The sequence below is a fragment of the Brumimicrobium sp. genome (genome assembly GCF_048268645.1).
GTDB lineage: Bacteria > Bacteroidota > Bacteroidia > Flavobacteriales_D > Crocinitomicaceae > Brumimicrobium > Brumimicrobium ulvae.
The window spans coordinates 677,771-695,945 of the sequence record NZ_JBLWVE010000001.1; the positions used below are offsets into that span (position 1 = coordinate 677,771).

13 protein-coding genes are annotated in these 18,175 nt (G+C 36.2%); 6 read left to right on the forward strand and 7 right to left on the reverse strand.

What is annotated here, in order from left to right:
• Entirely contained in the window at nucleotides 1–2,256 is a 2,256-nt protein-coding gene (locus ACN0U3_RS02830; RefSeq protein ID WP_417265055.1) for a TonB-dependent receptor, read from the reverse strand.
• A 55-nt stretch (nucleotides 2,257–2,311) separates the two neighbouring features.
• Here ACN0U3_RS02830 and ACN0U3_RS02835 point away from each other — a divergent pair, with 55 nt between their 5' ends.
• The 6 genes from ACN0U3_RS02835 (at nucleotide 2,312) to ACN0U3_RS02860 (ending at nucleotide 9,406) form a co-directional block, all read left to right on the forward strand.
• The gene (locus ACN0U3_RS02835; RefSeq protein WP_417265056.1) at nucleotides 2,312–2,722 is read left to right on the forward strand and encodes a Fur family transcriptional regulator; all 411 of its coding nucleotides are present in this window, start codon (nucleotides 2,312–2,314) and stop codon (nucleotides 2,720–2,722) included.
• 217 nt (nucleotides 2,723–2,939) lie between these two features.
• The gene (locus ACN0U3_RS02840) at nucleotides 2,940–5,726 is read left to right on the forward strand and encodes an efflux RND transporter permease subunit (protein ID WP_417265057.1); all 2,787 of its coding nucleotides are present in this window, start codon (nucleotides 2,940–2,942) and stop codon (nucleotides 5,724–5,726) included.
• A gap of 33 nt (nucleotides 5,727–5,759) precedes the next feature.
• Nucleotides 5,760–6,731 (forward strand): polyprenyl synthetase family protein, encoded by a 972-nt coding sequence (locus ACN0U3_RS02845; protein WP_417265058.1) that lies wholly within the window; start codon nucleotides 5,760–5,762, stop codon nucleotides 6,729–6,731.
• Nucleotides 6,731–7,906 (forward strand): hypothetical protein, encoded by a 1,176-nt coding sequence (locus tag ACN0U3_RS02850; protein WP_417265059.1) that lies wholly within the window; start codon nucleotides 6,731–6,733, stop codon nucleotides 7,904–7,906. The genes ACN0U3_RS02845 and ACN0U3_RS02850 overlap by 1 nt, the downstream gene beginning before the upstream one ends.
• An 87-nt stretch (nucleotides 7,907–7,993) precedes the next feature.
• Entirely contained in the window at nucleotides 7,994–8,614 is a 621-nt protein-coding gene (locus ACN0U3_RS02855) for a hypothetical protein (protein WP_299206380.1), read from the forward strand.
• Between the two features lie 90 nt (nucleotides 8,615–8,704).
• Entirely contained in the window at nucleotides 8,705–9,406 is a 702-nt protein-coding gene (locus ACN0U3_RS02860) for a hypothetical protein (RefSeq protein WP_299206381.1), read from the forward strand.
• A gap of 3 nt (nucleotides 9,407–9,409) precedes the next feature.
• On the opposite strand, the gene ACN0U3_RS02865 is transcribed toward ACN0U3_RS02860, so the two are convergent.
• The 6 genes from ACN0U3_RS02865 to ACN0U3_RS02890 form a co-directional block, all read right to left on the reverse strand.
• Nucleotides 9,410–9,799, reverse strand: coding sequence for a hypothetical protein (locus ACN0U3_RS02865; protein WP_417265060.1), 390 nt, complete (start codon nucleotides 9,797–9,799; stop codon nucleotides 9,410–9,412).
• 62 nt (nucleotides 9,800–9,861) lie between these two features.
• Nucleotides 9,862–12,747 carry an aminomethyl-transferring glycine dehydrogenase gene (gene gcvP / locus ACN0U3_RS02870; RefSeq protein ID WP_417265061.1) on the reverse strand — a complete coding sequence of 962 codons (2,886 nt, stop codon included), beginning with the start codon at nucleotides 12,745–12,747 and terminating at the stop codon, nucleotides 9,862–9,864.
• 209 nt (nucleotides 12,748–12,956) lie between these two features.
• Complete coding sequence (locus tag ACN0U3_RS02875; protein WP_417265062.1) at nucleotides 12,957–16,391, reverse strand: DEAD/DEAH box helicase family protein; 3,435 nt, start codon at nucleotides 16,389–16,391, stop codon at nucleotides 12,957–12,959.
• A 454-nt stretch (nucleotides 16,392–16,845) separates the two neighbouring features.
• Nucleotides 16,846–17,256 (reverse strand): hypothetical protein, encoded by a 411-nt coding sequence (locus tag ACN0U3_RS02880; protein WP_417265063.1) that lies wholly within the window; start codon nucleotides 17,254–17,256, stop codon nucleotides 16,846–16,848.
• Between the two features lie 61 nt (nucleotides 17,257–17,317).
• Nucleotides 17,318–17,773, reverse strand: coding sequence for a hypothetical protein (locus ACN0U3_RS02885; protein WP_417265064.1), 456 nt, complete (start codon nucleotides 17,771–17,773; stop codon nucleotides 17,318–17,320).
• Nucleotides 17,773–18,174: a helix-turn-helix domain-containing protein gene (locus ACN0U3_RS02890; RefSeq protein WP_417265065.1), complete on the reverse strand. Its 402-nt coding sequence runs from the start codon at nucleotides 18,172–18,174 to the stop codon at nucleotides 17,773–17,775. Before ACN0U3_RS02890 ends, ACN0U3_RS02885 begins: the two co-directional genes overlap by 1 nt.
• Nucleotide 18,175: the final 1 nt, after the last annotated feature.

The following is an 18,175-nucleotide window of genomic DNA, read 5'->3' on the forward strand; positions in this document are numbered from 1 at the left end:
TTATTTGATTTGATATTTCAGACTGAAAAAGACATTTATTCCTGGTTGCGATAAACCTAGGTTCTTCAATGAAGATAAATGCCCTTGATATTGAGTGTTGAGTAAATTTCTTATTCCCGTTGATGCAGATAAGCGTTTTAAATCACCTATAGTAAATTGTGTTGCTAAGTTCACTAAATGGTAATCGACAGAAAAAGTTTCGTTCGGTCCAACCCTGTTTTGAGGAAGGTGATATATGTGCTCTAAAACAACATGTTTAAAACTTATCTTGTGATTGTTGTTAATGTCAAACCTTATCGATGTGTTGACATTGGGTTGAGGCATTAAACCAATAGGATCACCATTATTGGTTTCCGCTATAGTTACAGAAAAGTTTGAATTGATGTGTAGGCGGTGTATACTGTGAGGGTGATAATGGAAACCTACTTCACCACCAAATAAATGGGCAAGATCAGTTTGCTTGTATTCATAGACTGGAAAACTCCCTTCGAACTCATCTGTTTGAACCAAGTAAATGAAATCACTAATGCGATTGTAATAAGGATTAATAATTAATTCTAAATGATCAAAGTGAAGTTCTAAAGCCGCATCAAATTGAATGGCATGTTCTGCTTTTAAAGTTTGACTTCCTTTTTCGTAGCGCAACGAACCATGGTGAAATCCGTCTGCCTGAAGCTCAGCTAAATGAGGAGCACGGTATCCACTCGAGGCGTTAAAACGAACAGAAGTGAGTTTTGCGTTACGCACAAAGCCTGCAGAATAATTAATTCCTTGGAAATTGCGTTTAAGCCCGTCAGTGTTGATGTTGTTTACTAAAGAGCTGTCCAAATCAGCCGCACTTAAAACGTTTAAAAAACGGATATCATACCTTAAACCTCCTTGAAATCTCCATTTTTTGTATTCATAATCCATCAAGGCATAAACACCATTGTCGAGGGTATTGGCATCTGGAATAAGTAAGGAAGAACTAGGGAATCTATTCCTGTTTATTTTCGCCATTCCTTGCACTCCAGTTTTTAAACTCATATTTTCTAAAAGCTTGTAGGAATAACGGAAATTATAGCTTGTATTGTTGACGTTCAAATGGGTGAATGGCAAGGTCACCTTTTCATCAAATTCTTTTAAGTCGCTGTTGGTATTTCCAATTTCTAACAGAAGGTTGGAGCGGTTGAAGAATATCGTGTTTTCAATCAATAAAAAATGGTCAAAATTATATTGTGCGGGAAGTGTGCCTTTTCTTTGTCTTTTATTGGAAATAAAGTCAAGCACATCGGGTTGAGCGTTGTGCGAATGTCCTGGAATTCCTAATCGTCGGTGCGAAAGTTGGTAGCGAATGTTCAATTGAAAATTCTTGTGGCGGTAGCCTATACTTGATTTGAAATTGGTAGACCAGAATCTGGAATTTTTGATGAAATTTCCATCAGGTAATTGAAAATCGGCATGGTTGATATAGTTGGCGTGGATGTTGGCCCTCCATTTTCCTTTGTGCGTACGGTATCCAATTTCGTTGGTTGTTCCCATTGAGTTGGATTCAAATTTTGAGGAAATGTATAATTCATCCTTATCTTTTCGAATGTATTTTTCATCCAAAAAGTGAATTACACCTCCCAAAGCATCAGCGCCATAAAGCAGAGAAGAGGGACCTTTCACTACTTCAACTTTACCTAATCCAAGTTCGGAAGCTGCCATCCCATGATCGTCTCCCCATTGTTGGTTTTCAATTCGTAATCCGTTGTTGTAGGTAACCACGCGCATTCCAGATAAGCCCCTAATAATTGGTTTGCTAATTCCCATTCCTACGGAAGAAGATTGTACACCTGGAATTTGGATTAAGGATTCGCCTAAGGTCGTGGCGCCAGTTTGAAAAAGTTCATCTTTTGAAACAACAGCAATGGAAGTAATGTTTTCCCTTTGTACCTTTCCTTCTGAGGCTGTAACTTGTACTTCTTCGAATACAGTGTGTAAAGGAGTGAGTTCAATAATTAACAGTTCATCGCTGGCTAAATCAATATCTTTAACCAATGCTTTATAGTCAAACGCACTGACTTTTATTTTTAAGTGTGATTGTGGCAAGTATTTAAATTTAAATCCGCCAAGGCTATCCGCATCAGTAAATACATTAATACTAGGGAACCCTACTTTGGCGTAGGGAACAGGCTGTTTTGTGTCTGTGTCAATGACCTTCCCTTTAATCTCTTGTGCTGAGAGACTAAAAGAGAGCATTAAGTAAATTAAAATCGCTACTTTTGCTTGCATTGGTTTGAATTTGAATGCAAATATAACTAAATGCAACAATATTGCATCTACAGAAATGGATATTTTACGAGATAAAAATTTACGCGTCACTCCTTTTCGTAAAGAAGTGTTGGAGATCTTTCTAGAAAATGAGCATGCAATTTCGATACAAGATATTGAAGAAGCGCTAGTTGAGTTTGATCGTATAACTTTGTACAGAACAATAAAGTCTTTTACAAATAAAGGTGTCATTCATGAAATTGTAATGCCGGGAGACATTAGAAAATTGGCCTTGTGTGATAGGGTTTGTGACCATGAAGAAGGTTTACATGAGCATAACCACATTCATTTTCAGTGTCGTATGTGTGATGAGGTTTACTGTGTTGAAAGCGATGAGCTTCCTCAGGTAAAAATTCCAGGATTTATTGTCGAAGAGCAAGAAATACAAGCTAAAGGTGTATGTAAGAAATGTAAGAAACCATCTTAATAGAATCGAATTTGTTTAAATAAGTTTCAATTTTATTGACTTCTATCATTTTGTTTTAACTTTGTTTGTTTAATTATAAATTAGCTTCATGTGGTTTAAACTTTCCCAACTCATTTTGAGAAACAGGATAGTTATTATTTCAATAATAGCTGGCTTGACTATATTTTTTGGCTATTTCGCTTTTACGAGTTTAGAAATGGATAACAAGTATGGTAACATGCTTCCAAAAAAATCACCTGCTCAGGATGATTATTTACAGCTTAAGGAGATGTTTGGTGAAGATGGCGGTGCCTTGGTATTAGCTATAAAAACCGACAAACTTTATACAGAAGAAAACTTTTTAATGTGGAAACAACTCGGTGATTCTATCGCCAAGTTGGATGGTGTAAATTCTGTTTTGTCAGAAGCTGATTTATTTACCATAAATAACAATACAGAAGAAGGTAAGTTTGAAGCAAATCCTGTGTTTATTGACGAGGAATTCCAAGAGAAATCCATCGAGGAAATACGTCAAGAGATCCGAAGAATCCCTTTGTATGACGGTGTCTTGTACAATGACTCAACGAATGTTTCTTTGATGATGATTAGTATCGACGAAGCTTTCTTAAGTGATCAAAATAAATCAGATGTTGTTTTAGACGCAGAAGCTATTGCACTAGGATATGAACATGTATTTGGTAAAATGCACTTCGCTGGTCTTCCGCACATTCGTGTAGTGATGGGGAAAAGAGTCGTGAGTGAAATGTATATTTTCATAGGACTTGCCATATTTGTAACTTCTCTTTTGCTTTATATATTCTTCCGTTCTTTCAGGGTAGTATTATTCTGTAATCTGGTCGTTTTTACCGCTGTAATTTGGTCTTTGGGTAGTATTGGATTGATGGGCTTTAAACTGTCTATTCTTATGGCGTTGATTCCGCCCCTTATGATTGTTATTGGAATTCCCAATTGTATATTCCTACTCAATAAATTTCATCAGGAGGTCAAAGATCATGGAAATAAAATTAAGGCCATTTCTCGTGTTATTGCAAAAGTAGGAAACGCTACTTTTCTAACGAATTTAACGACTGCCTTAGGATTTTCAACATTTATGTTTACAAACTCAGAAAAACTGGTAGAGTTCGGAACGACTGCTTCATTGAATATAATGTTTGTATTTATTCTTTCGATTTGTATTATCCCTATTTTATTTTCTTTAACCAAACATCCAAAACCACGACACCTAAAACATTTAGAAAAGAAGTTTTCGGTAACCATTGTAAACAAGCTTGTATACATTACTACAACGCATAGAAAAATCATTTACGCTGTAACTATTGGAGTTGTTGCAATAGCAATTTTTGGAGCCACTAAAATGGAAGCCACTGGTAATTTAACAAGTGATTTACCCGAATCTGACCCGATTTTACAAGACATTCATTTTATAGAAGAAAATTTTAAAGGAGCCATTCCTTTTGAAATCTTGATCAATTATAAAAAAGATGCCCGTAAATTTGATCGAGCAACGCTACAAAAAGTGGAGGCCATTCAAAATGAAATAGAGAAAGATAGCGAGTTTAGTAAATCTATTTCATTGGTGAACTTTATGAAGTTAATCAACATGGCATATTATGGCAATAATCCTGAGATGTACAAGTTGATTGAACGTAGAGACATGTTGCGTTTGAAAGGATATGTTGAGAATTTCCAAAGCGATATAGAGAAAACACAGCGTGTTTATGGATTCCAAGATTCTTTGAGGAAAGGGAATTTGAACTATGCCGATTCAATCATGTTAGACAACCCAAAATTGGCCAAACGCATCATGCAGTTCGAACCGGTAGCAGATAGTTTAGACTCTATTTCCCTGCCTACTCTTCCAAATGAAACTCAAATTTCAAATTTCTTGGCAGAAAATGAAGTGAGCAAAGAAGTGTTGGCTGTTTCAGAAAAAATGTTCCCTGTTTCTGCAGTTGGACTTTCACTTAAAGAATTGATAGATACCACCAATACAACTTACCGTGTGAGAATGCAAGTACTCGATTTAGGTTCTTATGAAATTGATGAGAAAATAAAGAAAGTCTCTGCAATGATGGATACCATTTTGAATCCACACCACGCAAAAGCGATGACTTATTTTGAGGAATATACAAATGGAAAATACACTTATGCTGACTCTATTTTTGCTTTGTCAAATGCCTATAGAAACAACACCAGTTATAACATTGCCGATGGAAACGATTCGTTGTTATTTCAATTTGATTTAGACCCTGCTTTACTTTCTTCTTACTATGAAAAGTCTGAGTTTAGAGCAGCGCTAGAAAAAGCAATTGATGATGAGAAATTAGAGTATTTAGTTACAGGTACTTCTGTTGTTGCAGCTGAAGGAACGCAATATCTCATCAAAAATCTATTGACTAGTTTAACCATTGCGGTATTTATTATTGCCATATTAATGGCTTTCTTATTCCGTTCTTGGCGAATGGTGATTATCTCCTTGGTACCTAACTTTATTCCTTTGATTATTACTGCTGGAATTATGGGACTCTTTGCTATTCCTGTTAAGCCATCCACAATTCTAGTGTTTAGTATTGCCTTTGGTATATCTGTCGATGACACCATTCACTTCTTGGCCAAATACCGTCAAGAACTTAAAGTTAGAAGCTATGACCAACGAGCATGTGTGATCAATGCTTTATATGAAACAGGTTTAAGTATGTTCTATACTTCGATTGTCTTGTTTTTTGGATTCTCAATGTTTGCTTTCTCCCAATTCGGAGGAACAAAAGCGCTAGGTTTATTGGTTTCTTTAACAATGTTGGTGGCGATGCTTACCAACTTAACTGTGCTCCCTTCACTGTTGTTGACCTTAGAAAATCGTATTGCAACAAAGGCTTTCCGTGAGCCTTTCATCAACATATATGATGAAGAAATTGACATTGAATTGTCGGATCTTGAAGTAGACCCAAGAACAAGGATTGATTACGACCCAAGTGATCCTCATCACGTTAGGGGGCAAGAATAAAAGCGTAATACTTAGGATTTAATTGAAATATTAATGCAGCAAATACAAGCATATCAAAATATATTGGAAGAAAGGATTCAGAAGTTAACCCTTCCTGAAAGTCCAAAAAATCTTTACGACCCGTTACGCTACTTTTTGACCTTAGGCGGAAAACGAACACGACCTTCACTAACGATGCTGGCCTGTAGTTTATTTGGTCAACCTGGAATTAAAGCGGTAAACGCTGCAATGGCGGTTGAGCTATTTCACAACTTTACTTTGATCCATGACGATATTATGGATGATGCGCCACTGAGAAGAGGGCAACAAACTGTTCATGAAAAATGGAACAAAGACATTGCTATATTATCAGGAGATGTTCTTTTTGTAGAAGCTTATGCACTTTTAGCTCAGCATGAACCTGCTGTATTGGCTCCATTACTAGCTGTTTTCTCAAGAACAGCCAGAGAGGTTTGTGAAGGTCAACAGATGGATATGGATTTCGAATCTTTATCAACCGTTACTATTGACGCTTATATTGAGATGATCCGTTTGAAAACATCTGTTTTACTCGGTGCGGCCTTAGAAATGGGAGCAATCGTTGCTGGTGTTGACAGTCGAGATGACATTCAAAATATTTATGATTTTGGTGTGAATATCGGATTGGCTTTTCAAATGCATGATGATATTTTAGATGTATATGCCGACCCAAAGAAATTTGGAAAACAAGTAGGAGGTGACATTCTTTCGAATAAAAAAACTTTTATGTTGCTTAAAGCTTATGAGCTTGCAGATGAGGAGACTAAAAAGGCCCTTGACCAACAATTACTTGAAGGCAATGAAGAAGATAAAGTTCAGAAAGTAACTGCAATTTTTGATCAATTGGGAATTAAAGAAGTGGCAGAAGCGCAAAAAGAGTTGTTTTATCAAAATGCACTCGAAAAAATGAATCGAATTAACGTTCCAGAAGAAAATAAAAAAGAATTGCTAGGATTAGCAAAATACCTGATGTCAAGAGATCATTGATGAAGCCGAACATTCAATATATAGACCATAAAGAAAGCTTTGAGAAGGCCATTTCCATCTTGTCTACAAAAAAAGAAATATATATTGACCTGGAATTCGATAAAAACCATTTTAGATATGGTTTTAATCTTTGCTTAATGCAAATTTTTGATGGGGAGATTTGTTATTTAATTGACCCCTTAACAGAAATAGAGATTGAGCTTATTTTTCCTGTTCTGGAAAATAAAGACATTCAGATTGTATGTTTTGCCTTCAATGAAGACATGCGATTACTTCATCATTTGGGTGCAAAACCCAATAATATTTTGGACCTTGCAGTAGCCACTAGGTTATTGAACTATGATACACTTTCTTTAAACAATACCTTGGCTGTGATATTGGAAGATGATCGTTATATCACTGAAAAATCAAGCCAACAAAAGAGCAACTGGTTTCAACGTCCTTTAACTGAAAAGCAAAATCATTATGCAGCAGAAGATGTGCTCTATCTTCCAGCACTAAGTGAAGAGTTAAAGAAAAGAATTGAAGCTGAGGGTAAGACTTCATGGTTAGCACAAGAGATGGAAGCATTTGAAAATTATGATTGGTCAAATGGTTCTGTTGCTGAATACTTGACTAAGAAGGACCAAAAGTTATTGTCCATGCGTGAATGGATTCGATTTACAAAATTGATGGATTACCGAGAAACTCTTGCTGAATTATTGAATCGTCCGACCTATAAGGTATTGGATAAAAAGGTAATTTTCGAACTTTCTACTGCCCCTAAGAAAGTTGAGCAATGGAAAAGTTTGAAAGGGATTCACCCAAAATTCAAATCGGATGAAGTTCAAAGTAAGATCGCATCACTTTTAGATGAAGCAGATAAGGAAATCTCTGAGAATAGAATTACCATGGGTCAATCCAGTATTCCTCCATTGTCGTCAGATGAAAGGCAAGCTGCAGGTCAGCGTCGAAAGCGCCAGCAATACTTTAAGGAAACCTTCTTTTTACCAATCAAAGAAGTTGTAAAAAACGAATACGGTGAAAATCTAAGTAATTATTTTTTATCCAATCGTAAAATAACTGACTTCATCAATCAAGAGACCTTATTGTTGCCTTATCAGAAAGAAATTGTACTTCAGACAGCCCAAAAGCTTAAGCTTGAAATACCTTCTTTTATTAGTGAAATTAAATAGATTGCTTTTTTTAACAAAAGAAAATGGTATGATATCACAACCTTTTGCTTAATCTTTACGTATATTAGCTATATAACATATATTATTATGAAACAATTTACAGGATTATCGTTTATATTAGGGATGTTTATGTTTACTTCTTGTATCAAACATGAAGTTATTCCTCCTCCTACACCAGAAGTTGATTTACCTGCATCATTCACTGCATCACTGCAAGGATCGAGCTATGAAATCATCAAAGATGTAAATGGATATTATTGTGATGCGACCCAAGCAAAAGAGATTTTGCCAACGCCTCAACCTTCTAAAATTATTTATTTCTCGTCCATTAAATCGGAGCAACAATTAGATTTCATCCAAATTGGATTAGGAAAATTAAATTTCAATGCAGACGCAAGCATTGTTCCTTCGTTAGATGCATTTACTGCATATTTCAACAACAATGTTTCTCCAGATTATAAAGAAGGTGCAGATGGAGGTGTGGAAATTGTTTTTAGAGATGGTCAAGGGGGTGTTTGGATGAGTAGTGAAAACTCAACGCTTCCACAAGATTTTACTTTTACTTCTTTGGTTCAAGAGTCAGATGAAAACGGAGATTATATGAAGTTTACAGCATCGTTTAATGTTTCTTTATTTGATGACATTACAGCACCTACAGATACAATTGTATTTCAAAACGCTGTTTTTGAAGGATATTTCAAAAGATAAAACACTCGAATTTATATAGATAATGGTCGTTCTTTATAGGAATGACCATTTTTTTTTAATACCTTTTCCTTTGAATTTTTGTTTTGAACTATGAAGGAAGCCCTGAAAATTGCAATAATAGGAGACTTTAACTTTACGTACAATGCTCATCATGCCACAAATTTGGCGATAGAACATGCTGCTCATCTTTTAGAAGTGGAGGTTAATTATTATTGGATTCGTGTTCATGAGGCAGCTGGTCTGAAAGTTAATAAATACAGTGGTTTCGATGGGGTGCTACTTGCTCCAGGTCCTTATGAAAATGCTTTTTTTCTCAATGAAGTGCTGAAGACAATATTGGAGGCTCAAGTACCAATTCTTATTACGGGTCTTGGTTTTAAAACCTTTTTGGAAGTTGTGATTAAAATGTACAATTTAAATCCTAGTCAAGAGAAAGTCATCTCTAACAATTTAGCCGCGGAAGATCATTTTGAGAAGGTAGAAGTAATTCCTATAACAGAGTCCTTAAAAAAGCTTTATCAACATTCAAATCGATTAGAATTAACCAATTCTCGGTATTCAATATATCCCGATATTTTGAAAGTGTTAAAAGAAGAGGTAATTGATGTTGAAGGAGTCAATCAGTTTGATGAACCTGAGGTGATCAGTTTGAAATCACGACAGTTTTGTGTTGCTTCCATGAGTTTACCCCAAGTGTGTAGTACAAAAGAAGCACCGCATCCATTAATAAGTGCCTTTTTAAACTATATAAAGAATTCATCCCAAAGGGAAGGCGTGAAAAAACACGGTTAAGTATTATTGTTCAAAATACCTGAGTACCTCAGGAATTTCAATATTGTCTGGACTTTCATTGTTTTCAGCTTTAAAATAAGCCAAAATTGCTTCTTTCATTAAATGTTGTTGTTGACGCTCGTCTAAAGGAGGTAATTCCTTTAAAAATTCAAAGTGAGGCCAGTTGTCCTCATCTCTACCGATAGTTTTATAAAAACCATAAGGCTCTAAAACAGTACAGACTGCCACGTGCATTAGTTCAGTTTTTTCGCGCTTGTTGAAGTTTTTATATCCTTTACCTAGTTCTTGAACACCGATAAGAAACAAAATAGATTGTACATCTAATCCTCCGCCAAACCTTTCATTAAGTTCGGCAACTAATGCTTTGAATTTAATCTCTACTGCGTAGTCCATTGTGTTTATTTAAAAAAGCAAAGAGGGATCAAAACCCCTCTTTGCCATAGTGAATTTATAATTTAAGCTAATGCTTCTTCCTCCTCAATGTCATAAGACGAAATTGCAGGACATGAACACATTAGGTTTCTATCTCCGTATGCGTCATCAACACGACGAACCGGTACCCAGAATTTGTTGCGTACCAAGTAGTCTAATGGATATGCTGCTTCCTTAGGAGTGTAGTCATACTTCCAATCTTGATTGATCATACACTCAGCGGTATGCGGTGCATTTTTCAATAGGTTACTTTCTTGATCCGCTTTTCCTTCTTCAATGAACTGAATTTCTTTTCGAATGTTAATCATCGCTTCACAGAAACGGTCTAACTCAGCTTTGTCTTCCGATTCAGTTGGTTCAACCATTAACGTTCCTGCTACAGGGAAAGAAACCGTTGGAGAATGGAATCCATAATCGATTAAACGCTTTGCAATGTCTGCTACTTCAACGTTAGCTGAACGTTTAAATTCTCTACAATCCAGGATCATTTCGTGAGCAACGGTATTGTTTTCTCCAGAATATAAAATTGGATAATGTTTCTTTAAACGTGCCTTGATGTAGTTGGCATTAACAATGGCCATTTCTGTTGCATGTTTCAAGCCTTTTGTTCCCAACATCTTAATGTATCCGTAGGAAATCAAAAGAATTAATGCGCTACCATAAGGAGCTGCAGAAATACCGTGAATCGCCTTTTCACCTCCAACATTTTCAACAAGTGCGTTTCCTGGTATAAAAGGAGCCAAGTGCTTTGCAACACCAATTGGTCCCATTCCTGGTCCACCACCTCCGTGAGGAATTGCAAATGTTTTATGCAAGTTCAAGTGACAAACATCTGCACCGATATTTCCTGGATTTGTTAATCCAACCTGTGCGTTCATGTTTGCTCCATCCATGTAAACTTGTCCACCGTGATCATGAATAATCTGAGTAATTTCTTTAATTCCTGCTTCGAATACTCCATGCGTTGAAGGATAAGTAATCATTACTGCACCTAACTTCTCACTGTATTTTTCAGCATTTTTTCTTAAATCCTCAATATCAATATTTCCAGCGTCGTCACATTTTGTAACCACCACTTTAAATCCAGCCATTACTGCTGAAGCAGGGTTGGTTCCGTGTGCTGATGAAGGAATTAAACATATATTTCTATCTCCCTCACCGTTTGATTCGTGGTATGCTTTAATGACCATTAATCCAGCATATTCTCCTTGCGCACCTGAGTTGGGTTGCATAGACATGGCATGGAACCCTGTGATTTCACAAAGGTCTTTTTCTAATTGTCTTAGCATTTCATGGTATCCAGCTGCTTGATTCACCGGAGCAAAAGGATGAATATTTGAAAACTCTGGCCATGTAATCGGCATCAATTGAGCCGCAGCGTTTAATTTCATTGTACATGAACCCAAAGCAATCATCGAATGAACCAATGACAGATCTTTGTTTTCTAACCATTTCATGTAACGCATCATCTTTGTTTCAGAATGATAAGTGTTGAACACTTCGTGCGTTAAAATCTCCGTTTTACGAGCTAAATCTTGGTTTACCAATGAAGTTGTGAATTCAACCTCTGTACTTTTTACATTTGCAGCCAATTCAAGTACAGCAACTAATCCTTTTACTTCCGCATCATTGGTTCTTTCACCAACGCTGATTGTAAATTGATTCTCATTCACATAACGCAAGTTAATGTGGTGCTCTTCAGCTATTGTTTTTAGCTTTTCACAAGTCAATCCAGCTGGAGTTTCTACCCAAATTGTATCGAAATAGTCATTGTGTAAAATTTTATAACCTGCCTTTTCAATTGATTTATGAATTGTTGCCGTTTGGTTGTGAATGTTCTGTGCAATTGCTCTTAATCCATTTGGACCGTGGTAAACCGCATACATTCCAGCCATAACCGCCAATAAAGCCTGAGCTGTACAAATATTTGATGTTGCTCTATCTCTTTTAATGTGTTGCTCTCGAGTTTGAAGCGCCATTCTGTAGGCTACATTACCATCAGCATCTTTTGATACCCCGATAATTCTACCTGGAATATGTCTTTTATATTCTTCACGTGTTGCAAAGTAAGCTGCGTGTGGTCCTCCGTATCCCATTGGTACACCAAATCGCTGTGTTGAACCACAAACGACATCAACTCCCATTTTTCCTGGAGCTTCCAATAAAACCAATGACATAATATCTGCTGCAACAGCAACTTTCACATCATTTTTTGACAATTTCTCAACGAATCCTCTGAGGTCTTTTACCCGACCGTAAACATCTGGATATTGAACCAATGCTCCAAAAATCTTATCGTCTGTCAAGTCAAAGTTGGTTGGGTCACCAAAAATCAATTCGATTCCTAAGTGCTTTGCTCTACCTTTAATGACATCAATGGTTTGTGGATATGCAAATTCAGAAACGAAGAACTTGTTTTTACCTGCTTTCACATCAGCTCTTGCTCTAGCATTATAGAACATAATCATTGCTTCTGCTGCTGCAGTTGATTCGTCCAGTAAAGAAGCGTTAGCAATTTCTAAACCTGTCAAATCAATGATCATGGTTTGGAAGTTCAACAATGCTTCCAATCTTCCTTGAGCGATTTCCGCTTGATAAGGTGTATATGCAGTATACCATCCTGGATTCTCCAATACGTTACGCTGAATAACTGGTGGAACATTTGTTTCACTATATCCTAATCCAATATAAGACTTGAATACTTTGTTTTTTACTGCTAAATCACCAATATGATCTAAATACTGCTTTTCCGTTAGGGCAGTATCAATGTTTAATTCATTCTTTAAACGAATATCTTTAGGAACGGTAAGTTCCATTAATTCGTCTATAGAATTTACTCCGATTTCAGCTAACATCGCCGATTTCTCATCCTGTGAAGGACCTATGTGTCGTTTTGAAAATGCGCTCATTTATTACAGTTTATTTGAGACTGCAAATATAAGCTTTATAGTATCGAGAATAAAATATTTTAAGAATATTAGATAAGCTTTGATAAATATCTGACAATGACTTGTTTTTGAGGGTGGGGTGGGTGGTGGAATTGATAATTACGAACGGCTTTAGCCTTCAAAGAAGTTAATTGCGAATTTTGGGAAACATTTTCTTTTTGTTAAGAACATTACCCAGTTCCATCACCAGTGTATTCATTTACTTTTTGAACAATAGAAATAATCTTAGTGGCTTGCGCATCATCGAAAATTCCAATAATTCCATCTTGATGTTGTTCTGTAAATGGCGGTTCGAAGAGCATGTGTTTATCAATACGTCCATTTTTTGTAAGAAATTGAACGATTTTATTGATAAAAGTCATTTGATTCGCAGAAAGGGTTGTTGAATTTATGAATTCTGCAAAGACGGCATTGGCTGCTTCAATATTCATTCCTAGGATGCTGCGTATGAAAGTGCCCAAAGGTTGATTTCCATAATTTGACTCGTATTCTTCTCTTGTACCAATGTTTTCGTTATCAAACAATAGGTTTTCCAATTGTAGCAATTCCTTTTTGGTAATCGGTACATTATGAGTGATTTTATGAATCACCAAATGATCTTTGTTTTCACGAAGATACTTTGCTACTCTGTCTTTGTAGCTCTGCATGTTTTGATACTGCGGAACAACGTCCCTCACTTCAATATTTGAGGTGTCGATTTCGTCTTCAAAGGAAGTATAAACGTTTTCTATTTTTTCGTATTCAATATATTTTACTAAATCTCTAAGTGCACTGCGCATTTCTTCAACACGATGCAGCGATTTATTAATCCAATACACTTCTGTTTGAAGACTCTCAATTAATGGCATTTGTAAATTCACGACAGGAACGTTCGATAGTTTACTTAATCCTGTGGCTACATTTACCACACGATTGATGTATTTCGTATCATCAGAATTTGTGAGCATACACAATTGAATAGTCAAAGCCAGTAAATCAAAGCGCCTGGCTAATTCATCATTGCCTTCTGGTTCAGGTAAATGTGATAAATGTGAACAAATGTCAATTACGTCTCCTTTTGTCAATTGATTCCAACGTTCTCTGTCCGTATATTCATTTACCTTTCGCAGTTCTTTTCTTACCACAAACCTTTCTTGAACAAGTGTTGCTATAGAATTGTGCAATTCATCTAAATACTGAATACGTAATTGCTTATCTTCTTCGGTGGCGTTCGCTGCTTCGTCAATTAATTGAGCAACTTCTAATTTGGCTTCAAATATTTTCTGAGAAACAGGTTTTGATGCTCTGGTTTCTATTCCATCTGGATGCTCATCGAAGAACTCGAAATTCTCACAGAAATCGAAAATAAGAAATTCAGTTTTGTGCTCGCCAGGACCAAATAAATCAGGACGCAAGCGTGTCCCACGACCTATCATTTGCCAAAATTTAGAGGCAGATTTTACAGGTTTAAAGAAAACAAGATTTACCACACGTGGCGCATCTACTCCGGTATCCATCATATCCACTGAAACAGCAATTTGAGGATCTTCTTCCTTGATATCATTACAAAATCTGTCTAATAAATCTTGGGCTTTTGGTTCGTAATTATCAATGACACGTAAAAGATTTCCTCCAAATTCTGGATAATTTTTGTTAAACCGTTCTTCTATGAATACAGCATGATTATGATTTTTAGCAAATATGATTGTTTTTCCAATTTTATCACCTCCTTCTACTTTAATGCCGTTAGACATCAAATGATCTAGCACTTTGTCAACCGTATTGGTGTTGAATAGCCATTTATATAGGGCGTCACTCCCTATTTCATCGATTTGACTGTCTGTAGGGTCTCCAAACTTCTCTTCGTATTCCTTTTGCTCAGCAGGTGTTAAATCTTTATATTTAATTCCTTCACGCATAAACTTCAACGGCACAGATGCTGCTTTTGGTGGCACCAGATATTTATCATTAACCGCTTGATTCAATTCATAAGCGAAAGTTGGATTATCGTCTTCAATGTCAAATAATTCATACGTATTATGATCAACATCTTTTTTCGGTGTAGCCGTTAAACCCACAACCATGGCATCGAAATAATCGAAAATAGCTTTGTATTTTTGATAAACGGAACGGTGAGCCTCATCGATAAAAATCACGTCAAAATGACCAACTCCGTAAAATCGTTCATCATCCGATTTTACGCTATCAATTTTGTTCATTATGGTCGGATAAGTAGAAAACACCATACGTGTTCCGTTGTCTTCTTTTTCCTTGGTGAGATCAATGCTTGATAAATGCGGTAAATTGGTACTGATCGATTTCTTTGCTTGGGTAACCAATGCATTTCGGTCGGCTAAAAACAAAATACGCTTGGCCCAATTGCATTTGGTTAACATATCTATGATTGAAGCCGCAGTTCTTGTTTTTCCCGAACCTGTGGCCATAACCAACAATCCTCTTCTGTAACGGCCTTTTATTGTTCCGTTTACTTCTCCACAAAAACGCTCTGCAATTCTCTGAACGGCTTCAATTTGATAAGGTCTTCCGGCAATATCTGGATCAATTTGAAACTGACGCAAATCTTTTCGTGAAGAACGGCGGTCTATCATCAATTGTAATTCGTCTTTGGTGTAAAAACCATCAATTGAGCGTGGTGTCCAAAAAGCATCGTCCCATAAATAGGATTCAAAACCATTGGTGTAAAATATTACCGGTCGTTGTCCATGCATTTGTTCCAAACAATCAGCATATAAAACCGCCTGTTGACGACCTTTATCTGCTCCAATCATGGTTTTCTTCGCTTCAACAACAGCAAGAGGCAAACCGTCATCGCCCCACAAGACATAATCTACGTAGCCTAAACCACTTCGATTAATGTTCTTGGGCATGCCTGTTACTTCGTATTCTAGTTCGTAACCTTCACGCAAATTATCCCAACCCGCTTCTTTGAGCAGTATATCGATATACACTTTGCGTGTAACACTTTCTGGAATGTTCGCTGGAATCGCTTTGTTGAGTTCTAAATTCTTCTGACGTTCCTCACGGCGTTGTGTTGGTTTTTGCTGTGCTGCTTTTAGCTTTTCCTTTTCCTCCTCAGAATCATTGATTTTCTCTTTCAATGCACGCTGTTCCTTGCGGAAGGCGTCTTCTTGGGCTTCTAGTTGTTTTTGTAAAAGCTCTAATTGTTGTTTAAGTAACTTTTCTTCGCTTTCCTGTTTGAGTAGAGACTCATCAAATAAATCAATGGTATGGATTTCTTCTCCATAATATTGAGAAAGATAAGCAGCGAAAGAATGCAAGGCTTTTATGGCAATTGTTGCGCTATAAGGACTTACTTTTTTACCATGTGCGCCCGAGTTTCCAATCTTGCGAATAAGATTAATTTGACGAAATAAGGCATCTCCTATATTTGCCGAAAACTCATATTCATGAATTAGCGAACTGAGCTTTGTATCATAAGGTAATTCAAGATTACTATCGTTTTCATAAATCCAATGCACCATCTTCTCCAACGCACTACGACAAAGGATTGCCGAGAAACGTGGTTGCTTATACACATGCGCTTCCGCATTTGTGCATTCCTGTTGTATCTCAGGCCATTCTTGGAGAAAGTGGAAATTGGTCATTCACGTAGTTGTAAAAAACAAGGCTTTCCCTGAGCGCGCTGTTCTGTGGGAAGCGGGGAAAGCATATTGATACAAATATAGTAAAATTATAATTATGATTGGAGAGGATGGGTTGAGGATATCGTCAAATTGTGGGATCATTTACACCCTCTAAATTTTTGATGCTTGATAATGCTCTCCGCGATTAGTTTTTAAATAGATTCTATTGATGTGGGATTTATCCCACATTCAATGGAATCAAATCCTGGAAGATTAGCCGTTTCAACGGCTTTATAGTTAGGTAGTAATTTTAAATTCTAATAAAAGGTTAATATATTAAAGTGGATGAAACCACTTTTGGAGAATTGACAGATCTAATTAGTGATGAATGACCTCCTCTTCAATTGGAGGAAGGCCTTTTTTCCGGTAGGTGATAATTCTTTCGGCTACATCTATAGAAATGGAATCAAAAGGACTATTCAAAAGCTTCTTTTCCATAAATGTACTTTCTAAACAAAGTTTTAAAGACCTCACCATTCACTTCTACATCAATGGTAACTGGTGAAGAGTATTGAACTAAGTTATTGTTGTATCTGCTCAGATACGAAATGTAGGATTCAGAAACAGCAGATAGCTTTTCTTGTTTTTCATTGGAAAAATCACCCTCTTCTTGAGGTCTGCGATTAATCTGCTCTGCCATTCCTTGTATAGCAGATAAAGCTAACTTTTTTCCATTCTTGGAAAGTAACTTCGCAATAATGTTAAACTTCACTTCAGAAAAATGAAAGAAAGTATTCTCTGGAGTAACGCAAAGCAATCCAATGTTGGATTTTTCATTCAATATTGAATTTGTTGCAATGGACACTATGGAATAATACGTTTTCATTTTAGACTTGATTTTATATGCGATAGAAAATGTGATTTCTAAATCAGTCAAATAATAATTCCTAAAGTTGAATTTTTCCTTCAGTGAATAGTTTTGCTGGACTAATTACAGGAAGTAAAATACCTCGAATTGTACTTTGTTCTGTTGTATTGAGTATTATACCTCTAGCTGTTGAATAGGCTATGCCAGCTAAAGTTAATGATAGTTCTCCTGAAACTGTGATTGCCCCATCATCCTCTACTTTAGCTAATTCATCTAGGTTTTTTACTTCAAATAAAAACTGCAGCACAAATTCAGCTTGTGCTTTTGCGTCTTTAATTGAATTAGGGAACTCAATTAAAACTTTAAGTGTAAAAGCTACTTTTTTTTCATCGAGATTTAAACCAGATTCTTGGCCAAGTGATAGATGATATTCTTGACCTTCTTTTTTAATAAAATTAGAACCTACCTCAATGTTCGACTTTAGAGTCTTTACAAAGAGTAAATTTATTTTCTTAGCATCAACTTTTGCTTTCATCAAGCTATTTTTTGTTTAAAATTATTCATCTTCTCCATTTGAAAATGATTATTAGTAGCAGGAATTTCATTATTTGAAACCGTCTGAACTTGTTTAAAACAAATCATGTAATTTGTTTTCTCAAATTTTTCTTTTGCCTTAGATGCCGTCATAATGATATCTGTTCCCAGCGCAACTTCCAAATTCGTAATCGAACGCAAGGTCATATTTTGAACACCTGTTAAAAGTTTACTCACTTCTGACTCTTTTTTCCCTAGCAATTTAGCCAGTTCTTTTTGAGAGTTGACTCCATGTTGTTCCATTAAGGCATAAATCTCCTCTACTATATCTGTGTTTTTCTCTATAAACTTTTCGTTTCTAGGATCAATCTCATTAAATGCATTTGTGATTAAATCGCTCATT